This is a genomic window from Nocardioides caldifontis, assembly GCF_008087345.1.
In the GTDB taxonomy this organism is placed as follows: Bacteria; Actinomycetota; Actinomycetes; order Propionibacteriales; family Nocardioidaceae; genus Marmoricola_A; species Marmoricola_A caldifontis.
The window spans coordinates 21,453-41,793 of record NZ_VHIB01000019.1 but is presented as its reverse complement, the minus strand read 5'-3'; the positions used below and the strand labels follow the sequence as shown (position 1 = coordinate 41,793).

Sequence of the window (20,341 nt, the reverse complement as noted above, 5' to 3'; positions counted from 1 at the left end):
GCGGCGGCTCACGCGACCACCGACCAGTCGCCTGCGCGCGCAGCCGACACGAAGCGCCGGATGGCCTCAGGACTCTCCCCACGGATCTCGATCGAGAGCCGGTGGTCGTGGTTGTGGAGCCAGAGAGCAACGTCCTGCGTCACGAACTCGCGACGGCCGATATCCACCACGACGCGGGCGCCGTCCGGGCAACGCTCGAGGACGTCGAGCGCTTGGCGATCGCCGCTGCCGTAGACGTCCGGCTCGCGGGTGAGGTCTACATAGAGGCAGCCGGCGATCATGCGACCACCGCTTCAGCGATTTCGAGCCGGCGGCAGACGGGACCGACGCCCAAACGAATCGACGACTCGACCACCAGGACATGGCCGCACCGGCGGCATCGCTCTAGAATGTCGTCGTCCGCTTCGCCAGCAGTGACATCCAGCGCCTCGGTTGCCCGACCGGGGCGCTCACTGTTTCCTGGGTTCTCAGGCAACATCGGCGTCACCCGCCTCGGCGAGCTCGGCCTCGGCCGCTTCTGCAGCTTCGGTCAGCTCACGAGCCTTTCGCCGCGCGGTCCGTGCGGCTAGGGACATGCGTAGCATGTGAGCACGCACGAGCTGGTCGACGCGGCGCTCGACTTCGGCTGGATCGAGGACGCCGTCTGGGTCTATCTCTCGAGCGAACTTGGCTCGGAGGCCAGCACGCGCGGGCGCGGTAGCGGCTGTGCGGTCGTGGGTTCGCCCCCACCGCTCGGCGGCGGCGATCTGAGCAACGAGGGAGCGATCCTCGGCGGTTCGAGCGGCCATGCGGAATCAACCTCACTTCGAGGTCCTCCGTGGCGCTCATCTCCACGGTTCCGCGGCATTGCCGACTAGCCGTTGTGCCTCACACTAGTGCATAGAGGACGCGAATGCGCTCTAGGTGGATTGCGGAGCGTCGCCCGACTTTCGGAAGATCGTCATCTTGTGCGGCAAGATCCACGACACTCGTCGCTCCAGCTGCGAGAGCAGTCGGTCTCGAGGCAGAGACCAGGATCCGCATTTGCTTCGCAACCACTCTTCCCGGAAATCCTCGGGATCGTCGATATTGACCAAAGCGGCGTGAACGGGGGTCGCTCCATAGCCGTAGATGTGCCGGGGCAGGCAGAGGACCCTGTGGCCGTCGATACTGAACACCTTCGCAAGACGGTGCTTGTGGTCTGCGCACCACACCTCGCTGACCGTGGGTCGAGATGACTTCCAGAGCGCAACGGCCAAAGGGGAGTCCCCAGGGCACCCCTCGTCGCAGGTTTCGAAGCAGCCCGCGTTCACAACTGGTCCCCAAGTGCCATGCGACGGTGGGCATCACGCGCACGCTCATCCGCGGCGGACGCGGCGTAGCGGCCGACCATCTCGCGAGAGCGCCAACCGGCGAGTCGCATGAGGTCGGTTTCCTGGCCCCCGGCGGCGAGCCAGCGATGGGCCATCGTGTGCCTGAACTGGTGAGGGTGGATGGGATCGAGACCGGCGTCCTTGCAGCGCCGCTCGAGCATCTGCCGCACGCCCGAGTCGGTCATCGGTCCCTTCTTTCCGATCCAGAGCGCGTCGGCGTGCTTGCCGGCCGGGTGACGGGATCGCTCCCGGAGGTAGCGGCGCAGAGCGTCGGCGGTCTTGGCGCCGTAGGGGCAGGCTCGACCGCGGCCACCCTTGCCCATGACGAAGGCGACTGATTGTTCACGGTCGATGTCGTCCACCCGGAGTCCGATGAGTTCACCCGCGCGCATTCCCGTGTCGAGAAAGAGACGGATGATCGCGGTGTCACGGCGGTTCTCGAAGGTGTTGCCAGCCGCGCTCTTGAGGAGCTTGCCGAGGTCGTCGACGTCCAGGACCGGGACGGGTTGGTCGGGGACGGACGGCGGGCTCATGTTCTCCATCGGTGAGCGGTCGAGTTCTCCGTCGACCACGAGCCACCGGAACAGTTGTTGCAAGGAGCGGTAGTGCTTAGCGACCGTGGCGGGCGAGACCCGCTCGTGCATCTCGGCGAGGTACTGCTCGAGAGTTGCCTTGGTGATAGCGGTGTGCTCGCTCGGACGGCCGCTGACGTCGAGCCAGGCACAGAGTGCGCGCCCCACCGTCAGGTACGACTCGATCGTGCCGCGCGAGCGGTTCCGCGCTCGAAGATGGATCGCCCAGTCGTCGAGGAAGCCGCTGAGTGGTTCCCCCTCGGCGGGTGGTTGACGTGGTGGCACAGAGCCAGAATACTCCTCTGTGCCACCGTTGTGCGGGATCGAATCCCCGCGTTTCCGCAGGTAGTAGGGCGGGTGGGGCTCGAACCCACGACCCAAGGATTATGAGTCCTCTGCTCTGACCGGCTGAGCTACCGCCCCTTGTTCACTGTTTCCGCAGGTCAGGGCCGTTTCCGGCCCCTCCGAGGGGCACAGTCTGGGGAGCATTCGCGCCGTCAGTCCTCATCCAGTCCGCACGAGCTGCCAGAGCGACCTCCCCAAGCCGGTCGACGTACTCATGCGCGTCGCCCGGGTAGGGGTGACCATAGCGGTCCAGGGTGATGGCCACAGATGCGTGTCCCAGCATGGAGGACAAGACCTTCGGCGGAGTCCCGTGCTTGATGTGCAGTGATGCACACGTGTGCCTGAGATCGTGGGGACGGAGCAGGTCCCCCGGCTTCTGCTCGGCGATGCCTGCCCGTCGTACGGCTGGGTCGACGACCCTCCCTCGCCAGTTGCCGAGACGAAGCGGCCCTCCCTCAGCGGCAGTGAACAAGCGGTTCACTGGGCCCTTGCCGCCCATCAGTGGCGCCATTTCGTCGAACAGCCACGCGGGCACGGGGAAACGTACGGACGGAGCCCTCTGTCTTCGGTGGCCCTTCCACAAGCCGTCCACCAAGCTCGGACAGCGTCGCTGTCACGCGAAGCTCTCGACGCAGCATGTCGAAGGAGCGCACACGCAATGCCGCGAGTTCGCCGAACCGCCGGCAGCGACGGCGAGGATGCGCCTCTGTGCGTTCCTGATCCGCTCTGGGGCCGTGCCGAGGTGACTGGCGTCCTCCAGGAGCGAAGCGATGGTGCGGCCTGCGTAGGAGCCACTCAGTTCGGGCGAAGCGGCGTAGATCTCGGCGGTGTTGAGTCGCCGGCCGAGAACGTTCTCCCCACCGATGAAGTTGAGATAGCCGTCAGTGCGGGACTGGATGCCAGCCCTGCTGGCAGCACCCGGGATGACGAAGCGCAGAGGACGAACCAGCCCGGTGAGCCGGTCAGCTTCCTGACCGGTCATCTTGTCGATGATGTTCTCTCGAGACGCCTCGTCAAGCTTGCGATAGTGAACGCCTGCCTATAGGCCCCGGCCGCCTTGCCGATGACGATGTCGGGGTCCAGGTACCAGCGTGCGCCCAAGTCCGAGGTGCCGGACCTGAGACTCGCCAGCATCGGCGAGGACTCGCGGAACTCCTTGTAGGCGTCCGGGTCCAGCGGGTCCATCGTGCCGCCGATGATGCCGCCGACACCCCACGACTCGGCGGTGCGCTTGACCTGGCGGTTGACATCGTCGCCAGCGAGGCCACGGAAGGCGTTGGAGCCGGTGAGCGCGTACGCCTGACCCGTGCTGCGGGTCTGGGCGATCTCGTACGCCTGAGCCCAGGTCTCCTCGTCAAGCACGTGCCCGATGTTGCGGGGGTCGTAGGTGGCCTGACCAAGCACCGTGCCGGTGGTGGACAGCGACTCAGAGACACCCTCGCGGTAGAGCCACTCCAGGCCCTCCATCGTCGTGCCGAAGGTGTAGCCGGTCCAGGTCTCCTCGTTGCCGAGGGGTCCAGGATGCCGCCGCCGCGGCGAGCAGCCTGGCGATCAGCCTCCCGGGGTCGTCGTGTTGTCATCGAATGGTGCGGTGGAAAGGTCGAATACGAGTCCCGCTGGCGCCGCCACGGCGCCACCCAGGCTCATGGGGGTCTCGGAGAGACCGCGCCAGAAATCAGACATGAGCAGCCCCTCGATGAGTGGCGGGTCAGTAGGCGAAGAGAAGGCCCCTCATCATTCACAACCTCTTAGTTGATGGTTCCTCCTGGACACACGCTCCACGAGCTGCCGCTGCCAGTGTGCTAGCAGCGATCCCGATCTCGTCGCTGTGCTCTTCGACTGGACGACGGAGCCCTGGGCTGTTTCCAGCCTTCCCGTGCGCACCGATCAAGTGGCGGGACGGCCATGACTGAACGCTTCTTCCTGAGACGACGGATCTGGTTCGGGAGCGGTGCCGCAGCGGTAGCGGTAGGTGACACCTTGGTCCTGCACCACGTAGGTATCGACGTCACTGCGCAGCCAATGCAGCACCAGCAGGTCATACCGTTCAGCCAGGCGAGCCAAGGTCGCGAAGTCGACCACGTCGATGACCGGCCGCCCCGTTGGAGTCGGCATGGGACCAACTTCGACCAGCATCCGACCATAGCGACGGTCGATGGCGGACCTGTCGCTGATCGGGCGGCGGAGTCGGCCGCGCGTGACGATGAGCACCAGGCCTGCCAGGGCTGCAAGCACCAGGAGCACCGAGGCGGTGCGCGCCGATGCCACTGACAGCTGCAGACCAGCGACGTCGAGGCTTCGTGCGTCCGGAGCCGTGCTCGTGGCTTCCGTGGTGCTGGGGTTGGTCTTCTCTCCGGTCAATGAGAGCTGGAGCGGCGTCAACGTGAGGTTCATGGCTGGAGAGAAGGTCGGAAGGCCGTCGGAGGTGACCTCCGGGATGACCGCGATCTCGGTCTGGCTGGCCGGAATGCCGGTCGCAGCCGCGGCAGCATCGGCCCGGGCCTCTAGAGCGTCCAGGTCTAGGCGTAGCGTCCCGGTGTAGTCGGAGTCCACGACGTCCACGGGCGGCCCTAGAGGCACGGTGGAGTGCCATCCGCTGGCGGTGGAGAGCTTCGCGACCGGCGTAATGGTGGCGGGAGCAGCGCCCGTGTAGGTGTAGTTGATCCGGAGGGTGTCGACCAACTTCCGGAAGACGGTGTCCGGAGAGGAGACGGTCGTCCCGTCATAGGCCGGCGACCGGGGCACCGTCGCGCTGTAGGAGAAGGACATCCGCTGACCCGAGTCCTCACCTGAGCTCGCCTTCTCGGTGGTCGGACTGGCCCAGGCCGCGACGCCGAGGCTCATACCCACCAACGCCAGGACTGCGCAAGCAGCGATGGAACCCTGGACCCGTGCTGGGAGCTGGCTGAGCGAGGAGCTTGCTCGGCGGGCCACGGAGGGGGAGGACATAGTGCGTCTCCTGTGACGGTGTCGTGCGTGCGTGGTAGCGCCGCCGGCCAACAAGGCAACAGCGAACAAGGCAGCGAGGAACATCGGCTCCGTCATCCGCTGCAGCCAGTGGCCGCCTTGCGGGACGCGCAGAGCGAGCTTGCCGATGAACTCGGATCGGGTGGGGTGTTCGGGGTCGAGCCACGAGTTGTTGTCGCCGCGCAACGTGTAGCGACCGTTCTGCACCGCGACGATCCGGTGCATGACAACGGTGTCGAACATGTCGCTGCGGTAGGCCGCCACGTCGCCGGCGTTGTAGTCCTCGACCGGACGGAGGACGGCCAGGTCTCCCGTCCGGAACCCGGGCTCCATGCTCGTGCCGTGGGTGGACACGTAGGCCGTCGCACCGCCCAGCTGGGTCGGCCACAGAAAGAAACCGGCAGCCAGAAGCGCGAGCAGGAAGAATCCCAGCGAGGCGGTTCGCTTGGTGGACGCTGTCATCTGGCCTCCGAGCGAGCATGGACGGCCCGACCGGGCGAAGCCAGGCCGTCCATCGGATCCAACCCTGACGTCAGTCGACGAAGACCGCGGTCTTGGCCAGGTCGCTGACGGCGAAGCCCCCAGCCGCGCAGGTGTACGCCGTCTGGGTCTCGACCTCGTCATAGGTACCGACGCCGCAGGTGGTCGGCGCCGCGTCGTTGAAGGCGAACTCGACGGTGGCGCCGGTCGTGTCACCGTCCAGCACGAGCAGGACGTTGTCGATGCCGCTCTTCGGCACGTCGTAGTCGTAGGACAACGAGTTCACCACGGCTCCAGAAACTGTGGTCGCGCCATACCCGACCGTGTCGGTTGCGGGCAGGCCGGTGTTGCTGGCGGTGAACGCGGTGCCTCCGGCGACAACGGCGAGACCGGCGACAGCCAGGACGCCGGCGAAACCCTTGTTCGAACGCTTGCGCATGAGAAGGATGCCTCTCTATCGGGTGAGCCTTCGGGACGCCTCGGTCCCGACCGGCGCAACGGTCCGCGGATGCGGACCTATCGGAGTGATCGATAGGGATTTCGGCCCCGCAAGGGTGGGACTTAAGACCCATAAAGGACTATTTGATGTGAGCTGCGCCACCTCCGTCTCGTGCGCCAAGGCCGCCCGACTCACGGCGGCGACGACGGGGCGGACGTGGCTGCGTCTCGACTTCGGCGCCTCGCCCGGCTCAGATCGCGAAGGCCAGTTGAGATCGGATTGCAAGCCTTCGTGAGACCTCGGCCGTTCTCGACATACCGTTGGGAGTAGTACTGGCGCTTCACTCAGCGAGCTGCGTCACAGCACCAGCGCTCAAGCTTCGTCGCAGGATGCCGATCACTACCGACGAGCTTGGGTCACACCGCTCGCGTGCTCATACCGGTGGTCCTGGAAGCCGACGGATCGGCGCCGCCGAGATGGGACGACACACACAACAAAGCCCCGCGTGGTCACGACCACGCGGGGCTTGCGTCGCGGTCAGGGCGCCGCCCGGACGCCGCCACCTCCACGGGTCTGCCGGTGGTACACCGTCTGTACAGCAGGTGGATTCGGCACGCAAACGGCTTGATGCGCATGTCTCGAGGGGCGGGGGAGACTGTTTAGCACCGGAGGCCCGCGAGGATGACATCCGGTCGCCATCCTCTGTGGTTCAAGCAGTCGGACGCCGAGGCTCTGGCGAGTCTCAAGTGCGGCCGCGCGGGTGCCGATACTCGTCTCAGAGCCCCGCGTCGTCTCCCCCGTCGGCGCGGGGCTCGTCACGCCAAGACCCGACGATGACTAGCCAGCGAGGAACGGCGGCGATCCACCGCCACTGCTGTGACGAACCTCATCCGAGACGAGACCTTCTCGCTTCGCGAACCTGGAGGTTCCCATGCACCGACTCGCACCACGCCCAACCTTCGTCGGCAGCGCCTTCCTGGCGTCAGCCGCTCTGACCGTCGCCTTCCTTCCCAGCAGCGCCACGGCGACCGACGACGACCGGCACCACGAGGGAACACGAACCCTCGCCTACCTGAACTCCCTGAACAACTCAGGAGCGACCGGAATGGCTTCCGCCACCGTCAAGGGCCGCAAGGTCCGCGTGAAGGTGAAGGCCCACGGTTTGGCCAAGGGATTGCCGCACGCTCAGCACATCCACTTCGGCGAGCAGGCACGAAACGAGTGCCCCACGGCCGGCAAGGACGACAAGAACGGCGACTTCCGCATCGAGACTGGCGAAGGGCAGCCCGCCTACGGTCCGATCAGGGTGTCCTTGACTAAACGAGGCGACACCAGCCCCGCCAGTGGTCTGGCCGTGAACCGGTTCCCAACAGCACCCCAGGGCCACGTCCACTACAAGCGTTCCACCCACACGAAGCAGGACGTCGCGAGGGCCATCCGCCGCGGCGAGGCCGTGGTCGTCATTCACGGCATCGACTACAACGGCAACGGCACCTACGACTTCAAGAGCGCCGGGAAGAGCGACCTCGACCCGAACCTCCCGTCGGAGGCGACCGACCCGGCAGTCTGCGGCGTCCTTCACCGCTGACCATCCCCTGGACGGGACCCCGCGCCACCTCCCAGTCGGCGCGGGGCTCGCTCATCTTCTGGTGCCGGCCGGCTGATCGCCGTTCTACGCCCCTGCGTCTGCGGCAGCTGTCGGCAATCGCCCCGGCGCGATCAGTTCGCACTTCTCCCGGGCGCATACTGCCGCGGCGGCTTGTAGGGCGTGCCCTGTCGCACGATCGTCTGCAGCAGGAAGTCCTTCGCTTCGGACCGGCCGCTCTCGAAGCGCAGCTGGACGAACGTACGGCCCCCTTCTGAGCGGACGGTCTCCACAACTGTGCCGAAGGTGACGGGGCGGTAATCGAGTGTCAGCGTCACCGAGACCGCTACTCCGACGCCGGGTCCCTCGAACGGTGCGGCGTCGCGAGTGATGCACCCGACGGCGCTTGTGCTCAAGTGCACCGAGTCCAACCAGGCATCGTGGTGAGCCCATTGAAGCCGGGCGAAAGATCGAAATTCGACGGTGCGTGTCAATCGGCGATCGAACAGGAGCATCGAGTTGTCGCCCATCGACGCGGTGGAGTCCATCCCCAAGTCCGGCGCCGCCGCCTTGGCCATCGACACGCCGTGCGGATCGGCCGTACAGTCAGCAGCGCCCTTCGGCTCCGCACTGTCGGTCCTCCCCTCGGAAACGAAAGCTCGGAGGTCTTCCACGGACCGCCCATCTGCGGCATCAAGGTCGAGGGAGTCGGCCCCGGATGAATCCGTTACCTCATCCGGTTGCTCCTGATCCGGTTGCGCTTGGCGAGCCACACCCTCGCCGGAGGCGACCCCCGCCTCCTCTTGTTGGGGCGCAACCTCACCGGCTGGCTCGCCGACCCCGTCCGACTCCGGCGAGGCACCGCTGCGGCGCCGAAAGTGCAGCACGTAGGCGACGAGCACGAGGGCCATCATGGCGATGAGGGCGACCGCGATCAGGGTGCCGCTTACCGTCTCTGCGTTAGTGCTCCTCCGCTGAGATCCGGCCGCCCGAATTGTGCCCCCGATGGTGCCCCGCTGAGGGCCGGCCGCTGGGTGCCCGCCAGGCTGCTGAACCAGATCAGCCCTGACTGCCGGCCGCGGCTCGCTCAATCGAAGCTCCTCGCCGCCTAGCTGCGCCCATACTCCGAAGGACCACAGGATCAGAGCAGTTAGCAGGAACCCCAATTCTGCTCCCATGTGGAAGACGTCACGTTGGAGCCAAATGGATCGCGCCGCGAACAACCGACGCAGGCGGCCTTCCGACCCGCCGCTACCGCGGCCTGACAACGGCATGCCTCCCAGATCAGTCGACGGAAGTGGCGCGGGCGGAGTGGCCGCTTACGGTGTATCGACCAAACTCTGTCGGGACTTTAGTCCCGAGTCAGACATGCATTGATCAGCCGTCCGTACAAGTGCGGCTCGACGACGGTTCAGGACAGGGCCAGCAGCGCGACGTCCCGCTTCCCGACCCGAAAACCTGCGTCTGCGACCACTGCTGAGCAAGGGAACCCCCGGGGGGGCGGGCACAGGTCAACCGCAGTAGGACTCCCACAGTCCCTCAGACTTCAGGTAGTCGCGAAGCTCAGGTCCACACAGGATGCTCGTCGATTCACTTCGCCCCTTGCTCTTCCGGCGGTGCGGGGTCCCGAAGGCGCCGTACGTCGCATTCAGCTCGGCCTCGTACTCCCTGGCGGACTCCATGATCTCGTCAGGCGTCACGTAACTGTCCCACGCCCTCAGGTAGGGCCGCTCGCTTCGAGTCCCGTCCGTGCAAACGACGTCGTTGTGCCAGTCGTTGTCGTACGTGGGCGAGTAGGTGCACGTCCACAGAGAAGACATCTTGATCTTCGGCACCCGATGACGGGCCTCCCGCGCTGGGTTCACCTCGACCGGCTCTCGGATCGGAGGCTCGTTGCCATCCACTTCGCCGGTGGCGATGCACCCGCTGGTCGTCAGGGCGACGCATGCGGCGGCGACGATAGTGACGCGCAAGCCCCCGATCATGGCCGAACGATAGAGCCTGCCGCTGGACTGGTCGACCTGTGTCAGCCCCGTCCAGGTGTGGCCGTTGCTGTCCGAAACCCCGAAGGACACGCCGGAAGCGGCTCCGGCCGCGGCTACCAGGACCAGCGCCTCTCCGGGGACGGTCGTGGCAACTGCTATGGCGCGGGAACTTGTGACGCCAGCGGAGGACTCGTACTCGCAGACGAATGTCGGCGCGAAGACTGCCATCGAAGGCTCAGACGATGGCCACCGTGGCGATGCCACCGGGGGCCCAAGTGATCTGGAACGTGCCGTCCGTGGTCGACACGTCCTGGCCGAAGTCCACGTAGCACAGCAGCGGGCTGGTGGAGCTGGTGCCTGTGCTGACGTAGATCACCGCGTAGCGGGCCGTGATGGTCGAGCTCGACCACGACACGTCGGCGGCGTCCAGGGCGAGGGTGTTGGTGCTCCCGGTTGTAGGTGAGGGTGGGCGAGGTCAGCGTGGCGCCACCGGCCGTGTAGCCAGGGCCGGTCACCTCGTCGGTGACATCGTTGAAGTAGTCGTGCGAGTCCTGGTCAGGGGTGTAGGACGACGTGCAGAGCGCCACCTTGACGGTGTCGCTGTTGAAGTCCACCTCCTTGTTGAACGCCGCCTTGAAGGCGTTGCCGTACCACTTAGCGGAGACCGCCATTACTGCTCCTTCTGAGGATGGGCGAGGATCGCGGATCACCGCGACGATCTGCTCGGGGCGCTTCCCGCCGCTCCTGCGGCTGGCGCTGCGCAAGAGGGCTCTGGATGTGCCTAAGAGCGCGAGACGGAAGACCGCCTCACTTACTCAAACCCCTTTAGGTGGCACGCCCTCAAAGGTTGAGCAGCCGGGCTTCACTGGGCTGTAGCCCTGAAACCTCGACAAGAGGCAGCCGAGCGACCACCTCCGACCGACCGCTCCTCAGCGTGCCGGCACCACCCTCAACATCTCGTGCTCGAGGGCCGAAAGTGCTAGAGCCTTGAGTGGATGCTTCGCCGTGTCGTGCCCGTCCCGAGAACGTGCCGCTCGCTCGGTGAGTCTGCGGATGTTCTTGTCGGCGGTCTCCGCCTTCGTGACGAGAGCGGCCACGTTCTTCTCCAAGCGACCCTCTTCCACCACGAGCTGTCGAAGCCGCGTGTCCGAGCCAGCGTCGTCGCTGCGGAGCTCGTCCGCCAAAGTCATCGCCTCGACCACCGAGGGCAGGTTGAGTCGCGTTGAGATGGCCTTGTGGAGCACCGTCAGCGTCTCCCAGCTCGCTTCTGGGTCAGCAGTTCGTGCGCGATCACAAGCAGGCACCGCTGCCCGGTCACGGTCACCTCTACCTCGGCGAGGAGCCCCTCAAAGCTGTCCGTCAGGTACTGCAGGAAGGCGTCGGCCGCCGCTACGTAGGCGGACCGACGTGTCTGCTCGACCAGGCCCTGGGAGAAGCAGCCTCGGCACGTCTCCCGGTCACCCCTGCTTGGGACGTAGGCCCATCCGAGCTCGTCGCCGGGGCAGTCGACGTTGTGCTCGTACCGCCCGAGATCGTTGGGCCGGTCCGCCAAGCTCCCCCAAGGGTTGGCCAGCGAGGCACGGGCATCCTGCTGCGCTACAAAGGCTCGGTATGCCTCGGTGCTCCAGACCGCCCTTGCGCGGTCGCCCGGACGCGTTTCGACTCCTGCGCCGTGCGCTCAAGCCGAAGAAGACCAAGCGTTGGGTGCGGCACTACGAGCTGCTTCCGTACGGGGATGTCTACCCGGGCGACGTCCGCGAGGGTCACACCGCCGGCGTCCTCTGGTTGTTCCGCATTCCCGAGGGGCCCGAGGGGCTCGAGGGGCTCGAGGTGCTCGAGTAGGAGCAGCACCTACCGGCAGAGGGCTCAGGGCTACGACCCTGCACGGCGCTCCTTGGCCGCTCCGGTGCATCGAGAACGCCTCTTGCCGGCCAGCGGGACCTCAGTCCGCAAATAGTCCGCAGGCGCACCGGAACAGGCGCGAACGGACCGCATCGAAATCCGCACCATTCTGCTCAACTGAGGGGCCCCACGACCTCGACCTCGGACCTTCCGAGAGGACTGACGAAACTGTGAGTCCTTCGCTCTGACCGGCTGAGCTACCGCCCCCAGGTGCGGCACGACCCTAGCGGCCCCGGCCGGCGCCGCCGTCACGGGTCGCCGCGGGTGGCCACCGACGTACGTTGGGGCCCATGATCCCGACGCACACCCTCAACGACGGCCGCACGATCCCCGCCATCGGCTTCGGCACCTACCCGTTGACCGGCGACGACGGCACGGCGGCGATCGTCAGCGCGATCGATGCCGGCTACCGGCTGATCGACACCGCGGTGAACTACGGCAACGAGCGCGAGGTCGGCGAGGCGCTGCGCCGGTCGGGCGTCCCGCGCGAGGAGCTGTTCGTCACCAGCAAGCTGCCGGGCCGCCACCACGGGTACGACGACGCCGTCGCCAGCACCCGGGAGTCGCTGGAGCGGCTCGGGCTCGACTACCTCGACCTCCACCTCATCCACTGGCCCAACCCGTCCGTCGGCAAGTACGCCGAGGCGTGGCGGGCGCTCGTCGACCTGCAGCGCGACGGGCTGGTCAGGTCCATCGGCGTCTCCAACTTCACCGAGGCCCACCTGCGCCGCGTCGTCGACGAGACCGGTGTGGTGCCGGCCGTGAACCAGCTCGAGCTGCACCCCTACTTCCCGCAGCGCGAGATGCGCGAGGTCAACGCGGGGCTCGGCATCCTCACCGAGTCCTGGAGCCCGCTCGGGAAGCGGCAGGCGCCGTTCGACGAGCCGCCCGTCGCCGAGGCGGCCCGGGCCCACGACGTCTCCCCGGGCCAGGTGATCCTCCGCTGGCAGGTCCAGCTCGGCTGCATCCCGATCCCGAAGTCGTCCACCCCGGAGCGGCAGCGCACGAACCTCGACGTCTTCGGCTTCGACCTCACCGCCGACGAGGTGGACGCGATCACCGCGCTGGGTCGGCCGGACGGCCGCCTCTTCGGTGGAGATCCCGACACGCACGAGGAAACGTAGACGCGACAAGAAAGGATGCAACCTCCCGTGCAGGGGCTGCGTCTTGGGAGGGTCCGGCACTCGCCGGAGCACGGCACCACCGGTGCCCCGACCCAGGAGAAGAGACCATGCCCCGCACTGCCGGACACGCCCCTGTCGCTGCCATCGCCCTCGTCGCCGCCGGCCTCACGCTCGGCGCCGCCGTCGTCCCCGCGCACGCCGAGGCGGTCGTCTACGAGACCAAGAACGTCGAGGCCACGCACCCGGAGGGCGGTGTCGAGTGGGCCTCGCTCGACATCCCGACCGGATACGAGAAGCAGCGGCTCAACCGCCACTCGGTCGCGTTCGTCGAGCAGAACGGCGCGGGCCGGACCATCAGCATCCACCTCGACCCGAAGGTGGACACGCTCGGCGAGCTGAAGAAGGAGCGCGCCGCGCTCAAGAAGCGCTACGCCGACAGCTACCGGGAGTTCGCCTTCCGTGTGAAGGACCGCGACTCGAAGGTGCGGGCCACCTGGGTCTACACGTTCGAGGCGGAGGGCACCGACGAGACCGAGCCTTGGATCAGCGTCTCGCTGGTGCGGCACAACCAGGTCCGCGTCGTCGGCAAGGTGTCCGAGCGGCAGCACGTGCGCCGCATCCGTGACCACGTCGTGCGCTCGGTGCAGGTCCCGAGCTGACGACCTTCCCCGGACCGCCCCGTCCGGTGGCGCAGCCGGTCTCTCCCCCGAGGCCGGCCGCGCCTCATGTCCGGGTCAGCGCCGCCCGCGCCGGGCCCTGAGGTAGTCGGCCACGACGTACTCCCCCAGCCGCCCGATGTCCGGGGTGAACGTCCGTCCCCCGGCCCGGCGTGCGATCGCGTCGACGAACCGGGCCAGCCCCGGGTCGTCGCCCAGCATGAAGAAGTTCAGCGTCGCGCCCCACCGCACCAGCTCGTCGACCTGACCGACGGTCGCGCGCAGCGTCGCCGGCCGCGTCGGCCAGTCGAAGAACGGGGTCCCGTCGCTGAGCAGGTGGGCGGTCGGCTCGCCGTCGGTGACGACCATGACCACCGGTTCGGCGTCCGGGTGCCGGCGCAGGTGGCGACCCGCGATCATCAGCGCGTGCTGGAGATTGGTGCCCTGCACCCACTCGGGCTCGACCTCCGCGAGCTGCACCGGGGCGAGCCGGCGGGCCACGAGGTTGAACCCGATCACCTCCAGGGCGTCCTGCCGGAACCGGGTCTGCACCAGGTGGGACAGGGCCAGGGCGGTCTGCTTCATCGGGCCCCAGCGCCCCTCGTGGACCATCGAGTAGGAGAGGTCGACCAGGAGCGCCACCGCGGCGCTGGTCCGCCGCTCGGTCTCCACCACCTCGAAGTCCTCGACCAGCAGCGTCGGGGCCGACCCGCCCCCGGGCCGCACCCCACCCCGGCGTACGGCGTTGGAGATGGTGCGCACGGCGTCGAGCGGCAGGTCGTCGCCGAACTGCCAGGCACGGCTCCCGCCGGTGCGCTCGTCGGCCGCGCCCGTCCGCCGGTCGTCGTGGTCGCCGGTGCCGGCGGCCTGCATCTGGTCGAAGACCCGGCGCAGCGCCGTCTCGCCGAGCCGGCGCACCGCCCGCGGCGTCAGCCGCAACCCGTCGTCGCCTGAGGTGACGAACCCCTGCCGCTCGAGCTCGCGCTCCAGCTCGCGCAGCGCCTCCAGGTCGGCCGCCGCCTCCCCGCCGAGGTGGCGCTCCAGGGTCTCGACGTCGACGTCGTCGAGCGGCGAACCGGCCGACGACTGGGCGAGCTGCTGCTCGAGCGCCTCGAGATCGGCCACCTCCGACACCGCCTCGACGGCGGCGCTGTAGCCGAGCTCGTCCTCGCCCTGCATCCGGACCGGGCCGCGCTCGAGCCCGGGCCGCAACGCTCGGAGGTTGTCCGAGAGCTGCGCCATCTGCGAGGCGAGGTCCGGGTCGCCCAGCGCCTCGCTCATCAGCTGGGCCAGCTCCTGTCGCTGGTCGGGCCGGAGCGAGCTCATCATCCGGTCGGCGGCCGCCTGGCGCCGGGCGAGCGCGTCGATCAGCTCGTCGACGTCCTGCGGGTCCTCCGGGAACAGGTCGCCGTGCTTGTCCATGAAGTCGGCGAACCGGTCGGTGGTGTCCTCGCCGCGGGCGTGGGCGGCGAGCAGCTCGTTGAGGTCGGCCAGCATGTCCTTGACCGCCTGCATGGCCTCCGGGTCCCCCTCCTGGAGGAACCGCTTCATCCCGGCGAACTGCGCGTCGAGGACCTCCTGCTGGAGCAGCTGCCGGACCGCCTCGAAGGTCGCCCGGGCCTCGGGCGAGCGCCACTCGTACTGGTCCAGCGCCCGGATCGCCCCTGCCGGGTCGTCCGGCACGGTGTCGAGCTCCATCTCGGCGAGCCGGGCGCCGTCGCCGTCCATCCCCGCCAGCGTCTCCCGCTCCGCGGCCATCGCCTGGTCCAGCGCCGCGCGCACCTGGTCCAGCGCGCCACCGAGGTCGCCCCGCCGCTCGGCGGCCTTGCGCAGCTGCCGGGCGCGCTGGCGCAGCGCGTCGATGCCGCGGCGACCGTCGAACCCGCGCCGCACCAGGTCACGCAGCGCCTCGCGCAGCGAGCCGCCCGCGAGGACGTCCTCGCCGACCTCGTCGAGCACCTTCCGCAGGTCGTACGGCGGCTTGAGCGGGTCGGGCCCTCCCCGCCACGCGCCGTACCGGAACCTCGGGTCGACCACGGTCAGCTCCCGTAGACCGTCCGGCCGCCGATGCTCTCCTTGTCGATCCGCCGGGTCAGGTGCATCCCCTCCAGCACCAGCTCGACGGCCGACGCGACGTGGCCGGGGCCGGCGCCGTCGGCGAACCCGAGCCGGTCGAGCACCTTGGCGAGCCCCGCCACGGTGCCGAGCTGGCCGAGCACCTCGCTCGCGGGGACGAGCTCGCCGGTCTCGACCGTGCCGCCCTCGGCGAAGACGGCGGCGAACCCGGACAGGTCCAGCCCCACCAGCCGCTCGCGGAAGGTCTCGGCCACGGCGACACGGAGCAGGTGGTGGACCACCTCGACCTCACGCCCCTCCTCGCCCATCTCGAACTCGAGCTTGCCGAGCAGCGTGGGGATCACCGTCGGGACGTCGCACACCCGGGCGACCGCCTCTTCGTCACCGGTGCGTGCGGCACGGCGCAGCGCTGACGCCGCGACCCCCTCGGCGGCCGCGATCGCGAAGCGGGCGGAGACACCGGCCCGCTGGTCGACCGACGAGGAGGCGCGCAGCCCCCGGGCCAGCCGGGCCAGGACCTCGAGGAGGTGCTCGGGGACCTCGGCGACGAGGTCGGCCTCCTGGGCGATGACCGCGACCTCTTCGGCGACCTCGACCGGGTAGTGGGTGCGGATCTCCGCGCCGAACCGGTCCTTGAGGGGCGTGATGATCCGGCCTCGGTTGGTGTAGTCCTCGGGGTTGGCGCTGGCCACCAGGAGCAGGTCGAGCGGGAGCCGCAGGCTGTAGCCACGGACCTGGATGTCGCGCTCCTCCAGCACGTTGAACATCGCCACCTGGATCCGCTCGGCGAGGTCGGGCAGCTCGTTGATCCCGAAGATGCCGCGGTTGGTCCGCGGGATCAGCCCGTAGTGCACGGTCTCGGGGTCGCCCAGCGTCCGGCCTTCGGCCACCTTGATGGGGTCCACGTCGCCGACCAGGTCGCCGACGCTGGTGTCGGGGGTGGCCAGCTTCTCGACGTACCTCTGGTCGCGGTGGAGCCATGCGACCGGCAGCGCGTCGCCGAGCTCGGCGGCGAGCCGGCGGCACCGGGTGCAGACCGGGGTCGCCGGGTCGTCGTTGATCTCGCACCCCTCGACCACCGGCAGCCACTCGTCGAGGAGAGCGACGAGGGTGCGCATCAGTCGGGTCTTGCCCTGACCGCGCTCCCCCAGCAGCACGAGGTCGTGGCCGGCGAGCAGCGCTCCCTCGAGCTGCGGCAGGACCGTGTCGTCGAACCCCACGATCCCGGGGAACGCCGGCCGGCCGGACCGGAGGGCCGTCAGGAGGTTGTCGCGGAGCTCTTCCTTCACCGAGCGCGAGCGGTAGCCCTGCTCGCGCAGCTCACCGAGAGTGGCAGCGCGCGTCATGCGCTCACTGTAGGTCGGTGCTCCCAGGGGGCTCCGCCGCCGTGGCAAGGTGACCGCAGAGCCGAAGCCACCAGGAGGTGCCCGTGGAGAAGCCGCCGCCGCTCAAGGCGTTGCCCGAGGACTGGTCGAAGGCGCTCGCGATCGTCGCCCACCCCGACGACATGGAGTTCGGCGCCGCCGCTGCCGTCGCGCGGTGGACCGGTCAGGGCAAGGACGTCGTCTACGTCATGGTCACCAGCGGCGAGGCCGGGATCGACGGCCTCGCCCCCGACGAGTGCCGCGTCGTGCGCGAGCGCGAGCAGGTCGAGTCGGCGCGGATCGTGGGCGTCTCCGAGGTCGAGTTCCTCGGGTTCCCCGACGGCACGGTGGAGTACGGCCTGCCGCTGAGGGCGGCCGTCGCGCTCGCCGTACGACGTCACCGGCCGGACGTCGTCATCACGGGCAACTTCCGCGACACCTTCGGGCCGGGAGCTCTCAACCAGGCCGACCACATCGCCGTCGGCCGCGCAGTGCTCGACGGGGTGCGCGACGCCGCGAACCGGTGGATCTTCCCCGAGCAGCTCACCGACGGGCTCGACCGCTGGGACGGCGTACGCGCGGTGTGGGCGGCCGGCTCCCCCGACGCGCGCCACGCGGTCGACACCACCGACACCTTTCAGGTCGGCGTCGAGTCGCTGCGCGCCCACCGCGCCTACATCGACGGGCTCGGGTGGGAGGACTTTGACGAGGAGGAGATGCTCGAGGGGTTCAGCCGCCCGGTCGGTGCCCGGATGGGCGTCACCTACGCCGCACCGTTCGAGGTCTACTCGCTGCGCTGGGGAGGCGGCGACGAGGACGAGCTCTGACCTCGCCTCGTCAGGCGACCGCCTCGCCGCGCGGGCCGCCACGCCCGACGTACGCTGCACGCATGACCAGCTACCTGACCGACCAGCGCGATCGCCCGGTCAGCGCCTTCGTCGCCGTCGTCGTGGCCCTCCTGACCGGCGGTTACATGCTGCCGTGGGCGGTCGCCGCCCTTCGCGGCAAGTCGAACCACTGGACGATCTTCTGGATCAACCTGCTGGGCGGCTGGACGGTGGTCCTGTGGATCGTCGCGCTCGTCATGTCCTTCAGCGCCCACAAGCCGATCTACCGCTACTGATCGCGCGCCCGCGAAGACGCTCATCGTCTGGTACGACAGCAGGGCGCACCGCGTCCCAACGATGCCCGGAGGCTCACGTGCCCCTGACAGACCTCACCAGCATGCCCACCGAGGAACCCACGACAACCAACGCGAACCCGAAACTGGTCCGTGTCCTGGACCCCGCCGACGGCAGCCTGGTCGGCGAGCACGAGGTGGCGGGTGAGGACGAGGTACGCGCCGCGGTGGAGGCCGCGGTGCGCGCGGCGCCCGGGTGGGCCCGGACGGCGCCGGCCGAGCGCGCCGCGATGGTCGCCGCGGCCGCCGACCGCGTGGCCGCTGCTGCCGACGACCTCGCCCTCCTGACGACGCGCGAGATGGGCAAGCCGCTCGCGGACGCCCGCGGCGGAGTCGACGCCGGCGTCGGAGCGCTTCGGCAGTACGCCGAGCTGGGACCGCTGCACCGCGGCCGGTCGCTCCAAGGTTCCTGGGACGCCACCGACCTGATGGTGCACGGCCCTCGTGGCGTCGTCGCCGCCATCACCCCCTGGAACGACCCGGTCGCCGTGCCGTGCGGGCTGCTCGGAGCGGCGCTCGTCACCGGTAACACGGTCGTCCTCAAGCCGTCGGAGCGCACCCCCGCCACCGGCCTCGAGCTCGCCCGGCTGGTGGCTGCGGAGCTCCCCGCCGGGGTGCTCGAGGTCGTCGTCGGCGACGGTACGACGGGCGCCGCGCTCGCCTCGTCGGAGCACGTCGACGTCGTCGCCCACGTCGGCTCCACGGCCACCGGCCGCGCGATCGCCGCGGCCGCCGCCCGCACCGGCGCCAAGCTGCTGCTCGAGAACGGCGGCAACGACCCGATGGTGGTCGATGCGGGGGTGGACCCGGAGTGGGCGGCCGAGCAGGCGGCCCTCGGCTCCTTCGCCAACGCCGGGCAGATCTGCACGTCGGTCGAGCGGATCTACGTCGTCGAGGAGGTCGCCGAGCAGTTCCTGGCCGCGCTCGTCCGTCGGGCCCGGGAGCGGGTCATCGGCCCGGGCACCGCGCCGGCGACCGAGCTCGGCCCGCTCGTCGACGAGCGGATGCGCAGCACCGTCCACCAGCAGGTCTGCGACGCCGTCGCCGCCGGCGCCGAGCTGCTCGCCGGGGGCCAGGTGCCCGAGGGGCCGGGCACCTTCTACCCGGCCACCGTGCTGAGCGGCTGTCGGTCCGGCATGGCGGTCGTCGACGAGGAGACCTTCGGTCCGGTCGCCCCGGTCACGATCGTCCACGACTTCGACGCCGCCCTGGCGGCGGCCGCGGCCGGTCGCTACGGGTTGGCCGCCGTGGTGCTCACCACCGACATGGAGCACGCGCAGCGGGCGTGGCGCGAGCTCCCGGTCGGCACCGTGAAGATCAACGCCGCCTTCGGCGGGGCACCGGGTGGGGCGGCGCAGCCGCGCGGTGCGAGCGGCACCGGCTTCGGCTACGGCCCCGAGCTGCTCGACGAGATGACCACCACGAAGGTCGTCCATCTCGGGCTGCCGCGCAGGGGCTAGTCCAGGGACCTGCGCGCGGCCTCGACGTGCGCGGGCAGCCGGCGCCGGCGCCGGAGGGCGCGGGGCAGGGCCGGCAACGCCTGGCGAACCGCCAGTCGGCCGGCACGGCCGGCGCCCAGGTCGTGCACGACCTCACGGGCGACGACGGGCCATGGGCGGCGCATCACCGTGGTCAGCAGCCGGTTGCGAGCGGCGCGTGCGCGTTGCGCCTCCGGCTGCCGAGCGGGTGAGGGATGGTGATGGGCGACCACGTCGGCGTCGTAGGCCAGCCCCCACCCCATGGCGGCGAGGTCGAGTGCCAGCCGCTCCTCCTCACCCATGAAGAAGACCACGTCGTCGAACCCTCCCGCGTCCAGGTACGCGTCCCGCCGGACCGCCGCACCGCAGGCCAAGAACCCCAGCACCGAGGGGCCGGGCAGGTCGGGCTCCCGGGCCAGCGGCGAATCCGCCATCAACGCGCAGACGGGGTCCTCGCGCTCATCGGGTCCGACGAGGATCCGGGCGGCCAGCACCGCCAGCCGCGGGTGCCGGTCGAGGATCGCCACGGCCTGCTCCAGGCACCCTGGCGCCCACCACGAGTCGTCGTCCGCAAATGCAACGTACGGTGTGGTCGCGCGCTCCACGCCGACGTTGCGGGCGACCGAGCCGCGATTCGTGCCGAGCTCGATGACGTCGACGTGCGGGAAGTGGCGCCGGACCAATTCGGGGGTGCCGTCGGCCGACCCGTTGTCCACCAGGATGACCGGCGCCGCGTGGCGTGGCAGGGTCTGCTCGAGGTCGGGCCACCGGTCACGCGTCATGACGACCACCGTGATCCGGTGGGCGCTCGGGTCGACGCGTCGGTCGGCGGCCAC

The 20,341-nt window shown here is 69.3% G+C and carries 24 protein-coding genes and 1 tRNA gene; 8 read left to right on the top strand and 17 right to left on the bottom strand.

The features are described 5' to 3' along the window. Positions 1 to 8 precede the first annotated feature (8 nt). On the bottom strand, positions 9 to 281 hold the full coding sequence (locus FIP57_RS22515; RefSeq protein ID WP_148576046.1) for a hypothetical protein: 273 nt from the start codon (positions 279 to 281) through the stop codon (positions 9 to 11). Further along, positions 278 to 478 (bottom strand): DUF6011 domain-containing protein, encoded by a 201-nt coding sequence (locus FIP57_RS24595; protein WP_420846725.1) that lies wholly within the window; start codon positions 476 to 478, stop codon positions 278 to 280. The genes FIP57_RS22515 and FIP57_RS24595 overlap by 4 nt, the downstream gene beginning before the upstream one ends. Before the next feature lie 106 nt (positions 479 to 584). On the opposite strand from FIP57_RS24595, the gene FIP57_RS23460 reads away from it, so the two are divergent. Beyond that, positions 585 to 857, top strand: coding sequence for a hypothetical protein (locus tag FIP57_RS23460; RefSeq protein WP_162529939.1), 273 nt, complete (start codon positions 585 to 587; stop codon positions 855 to 857). Between the two features lie 431 nt (positions 858 to 1,288). On the opposite strand, the gene FIP57_RS22505 is transcribed toward FIP57_RS23460, so the two are convergent. The 7 genes from FIP57_RS22505 to FIP57_RS22475 form a co-directional block, all read right to left on the bottom strand. Further along, a complete protein-coding gene (locus FIP57_RS22505; protein WP_203231420.1) occupies positions 1,289 to 2,305 on the bottom strand; it encodes a tyrosine-type recombinase/integrase in 1,017 nt (338 codons plus the stop codon). Further along, positions 2,274 to 2,347: transfer RNA gene (locus FIP57_RS22500), tRNA-Ile, on the bottom strand. The genes FIP57_RS22505 and FIP57_RS22500 overlap by 32 nt, the downstream gene beginning before the upstream one ends. A 4-nt stretch (positions 2,348 to 2,351) precedes the next feature. Next, complete coding sequence (locus FIP57_RS24590; protein ID WP_420846726.1) at positions 2,352 to 2,768, bottom strand: tyrosine-type recombinase/integrase; 417 nt, start codon at positions 2,766 to 2,768, stop codon at positions 2,352 to 2,354. Between the two features lie 114 nt (positions 2,769 to 2,882). Further along, positions 2,883 to 3,251 carry a hypothetical protein gene (locus FIP57_RS22490; RefSeq protein WP_148576042.1) on the bottom strand — a complete coding sequence of 123 codons (369 nt, stop codon included), beginning with the start codon at positions 3,249 to 3,251 and terminating at the stop codon, positions 2,883 to 2,885. Then, entirely contained in the window at positions 3,248 to 3,736 is a 489-nt protein-coding gene (locus FIP57_RS22485) for a hypothetical protein (RefSeq protein ID WP_148576040.1), read from the bottom strand. Before FIP57_RS22485 ends, FIP57_RS22490 begins: the two co-directional genes overlap by 4 nt. Before the next feature lie 420 nt (positions 3,737 to 4,156). Further along, positions 4,157 to 5,698: a signal peptidase I gene (locus tag FIP57_RS22480; RefSeq protein ID WP_162529938.1), complete on the bottom strand. Its 1,542-nt coding sequence runs from the start codon at positions 5,696 to 5,698 to the stop codon at positions 4,157 to 4,159. 70 nt (positions 5,699 to 5,768) lie between these two features. Beyond that, complete coding sequence (locus FIP57_RS22475; protein WP_148576036.1) at positions 5,769 to 6,155, bottom strand: hypothetical protein; 387 nt, start codon at positions 6,153 to 6,155, stop codon at positions 5,769 to 5,771. A gap of 931 nt (positions 6,156 to 7,086) precedes the next feature. Between FIP57_RS22475 and FIP57_RS22470 the strand changes: the two genes are divergently transcribed. Next, a complete protein-coding gene (locus FIP57_RS22470) occupies positions 7,087 to 7,743 on the top strand; it encodes a hypothetical protein (RefSeq protein ID WP_148576035.1) in 657 nt (218 codons plus the stop codon). Between the two features lie 131 nt (positions 7,744 to 7,874). Here FIP57_RS22470 and FIP57_RS22465 read toward each other — a convergent pair whose 3' ends face one another. From FIP57_RS22465 to FIP57_RS22445, 5 genes are all read right to left on the bottom strand, one after another. Further along, positions 7,875 to 8,642, bottom strand: coding sequence for a hypothetical protein (locus FIP57_RS22465; RefSeq protein ID WP_148576032.1), 768 nt, complete (start codon positions 8,640 to 8,642; stop codon positions 7,875 to 7,877). Positions 8,643 to 9,251: 609 nt separating this feature from the next. Further along, positions 9,252 to 9,953 carry a hypothetical protein gene (locus tag FIP57_RS22460; protein WP_148576030.1) on the bottom strand — a complete coding sequence of 234 codons (702 nt, stop codon included), beginning with the start codon at positions 9,951 to 9,953 and terminating at the stop codon, positions 9,252 to 9,254. Positions 9,954 to 9,960: 7 nt separating this feature from the next. After that, positions 9,961 to 10,140 carry a hypothetical protein gene (locus FIP57_RS23835; RefSeq protein WP_203231419.1) on the bottom strand — a complete coding sequence of 60 codons (180 nt, stop codon included), beginning with the start codon at positions 10,138 to 10,140 and terminating at the stop codon, positions 9,961 to 9,963. A gap of 514 nt (positions 10,141 to 10,654) precedes the next feature. After that, on the bottom strand, positions 10,655 to 10,969 hold the full coding sequence (locus FIP57_RS22450) for a hypothetical protein (RefSeq protein WP_148576028.1): 315 nt from the start codon (positions 10,967 to 10,969) through the stop codon (positions 10,655 to 10,657). Positions 10,970 to 10,971: 2 nt separating this feature from the next. Then, on the bottom strand, positions 10,972 to 11,277 hold the full coding sequence (locus FIP57_RS22445; protein WP_148576025.1) for a hypothetical protein: 306 nt from the start codon (positions 11,275 to 11,277) through the stop codon (positions 10,972 to 10,974). Between the two features lie 83 nt (positions 11,278 to 11,360). Between FIP57_RS22445 and FIP57_RS22440 the strand changes: the two genes are divergently transcribed. The 3 genes from FIP57_RS22440 to FIP57_RS22430 all read left to right on the top strand — a co-directional run bounded on the left by FIP57_RS22440 (position 11,361) and on the right by FIP57_RS22430 (position 13,410). Continuing rightward, the gene (locus FIP57_RS22440) at positions 11,361 to 11,567 is read left to right on the top strand and encodes a hypothetical protein (protein ID WP_148576023.1); all 207 of its coding nucleotides are present in this window, start codon (positions 11,361 to 11,363) and stop codon (positions 11,565 to 11,567) included. A 350-nt stretch (positions 11,568 to 11,917) separates the two neighbouring features. Beyond that, positions 11,918 to 12,751 carry an aldo/keto reductase gene (locus FIP57_RS22435; RefSeq protein WP_148576021.1) on the top strand — a complete coding sequence of 278 codons (834 nt, stop codon included), beginning with the start codon at positions 11,918 to 11,920 and terminating at the stop codon, positions 12,749 to 12,751. A 107-nt stretch (positions 12,752 to 12,858) separates the two neighbouring features. Next, complete coding sequence (locus FIP57_RS22430; protein ID WP_148576018.1) at positions 12,859 to 13,410, top strand: hypothetical protein; 552 nt, start codon at positions 12,859 to 12,861, stop codon at positions 13,408 to 13,410. Between the two features lie 75 nt (positions 13,411 to 13,485). Here FIP57_RS22430 and FIP57_RS22425 read toward each other — a convergent pair whose 3' ends face one another. After that, positions 13,486 to 15,444 carry a vWA domain-containing protein gene (locus tag FIP57_RS22425; protein ID WP_148576016.1) on the bottom strand — a complete coding sequence of 653 codons (1,959 nt, stop codon included), beginning with the start codon at positions 15,442 to 15,444 and terminating at the stop codon, positions 13,486 to 13,488. A gap of 2 nt (positions 15,445 to 15,446) precedes the next feature. Next, entirely contained in the window at positions 15,447 to 16,829 is a 1,383-nt protein-coding gene (locus tag FIP57_RS22420) for a magnesium chelatase ATPase subunit I (protein WP_148576014.1), read from the bottom strand. Between the two features lie 83 nt (positions 16,830 to 16,912). Here FIP57_RS22420 and FIP57_RS22415 point away from each other — a divergent pair, with 83 nt between their 5' ends. The 3 genes from FIP57_RS22415 to FIP57_RS22405 all read left to right on the top strand — a co-directional run bounded on the left by FIP57_RS22415 (position 16,913) and on the right by FIP57_RS22405 (position 19,487). Continuing rightward, entirely contained in the window at positions 16,913 to 17,674 is a 762-nt protein-coding gene (locus FIP57_RS22415) for a PIG-L deacetylase family protein (RefSeq protein WP_148576012.1), read from the top strand. A gap of 62 nt (positions 17,675 to 17,736) precedes the next feature. Continuing rightward, the gene (locus tag FIP57_RS22410) at positions 17,737 to 17,970 is read left to right on the top strand and encodes a superinfection immunity protein (RefSeq protein ID WP_148576010.1); all 234 of its coding nucleotides are present in this window, start codon (positions 17,737 to 17,739) and stop codon (positions 17,968 to 17,970) included. 77 nt (positions 17,971 to 18,047) lie between these two features. After that, positions 18,048 to 19,487: an aldehyde dehydrogenase family protein gene (locus FIP57_RS22405; RefSeq protein ID WP_238993683.1), complete on the top strand. Its 1,440-nt coding sequence runs from the start codon at positions 18,048 to 18,050 to the stop codon at positions 19,485 to 19,487. Here FIP57_RS22405 and FIP57_RS22400 read toward each other — a convergent pair. Beyond that, positions 19,484 to 20,341: a glycosyltransferase family 2 protein gene (locus FIP57_RS22400; protein ID WP_238993682.1), complete on the bottom strand. Its 858-nt coding sequence runs from the start codon at positions 20,339 to 20,341 to the stop codon at positions 19,484 to 19,486. The genes FIP57_RS22405 and FIP57_RS22400 overlap by 4 nt on opposite strands.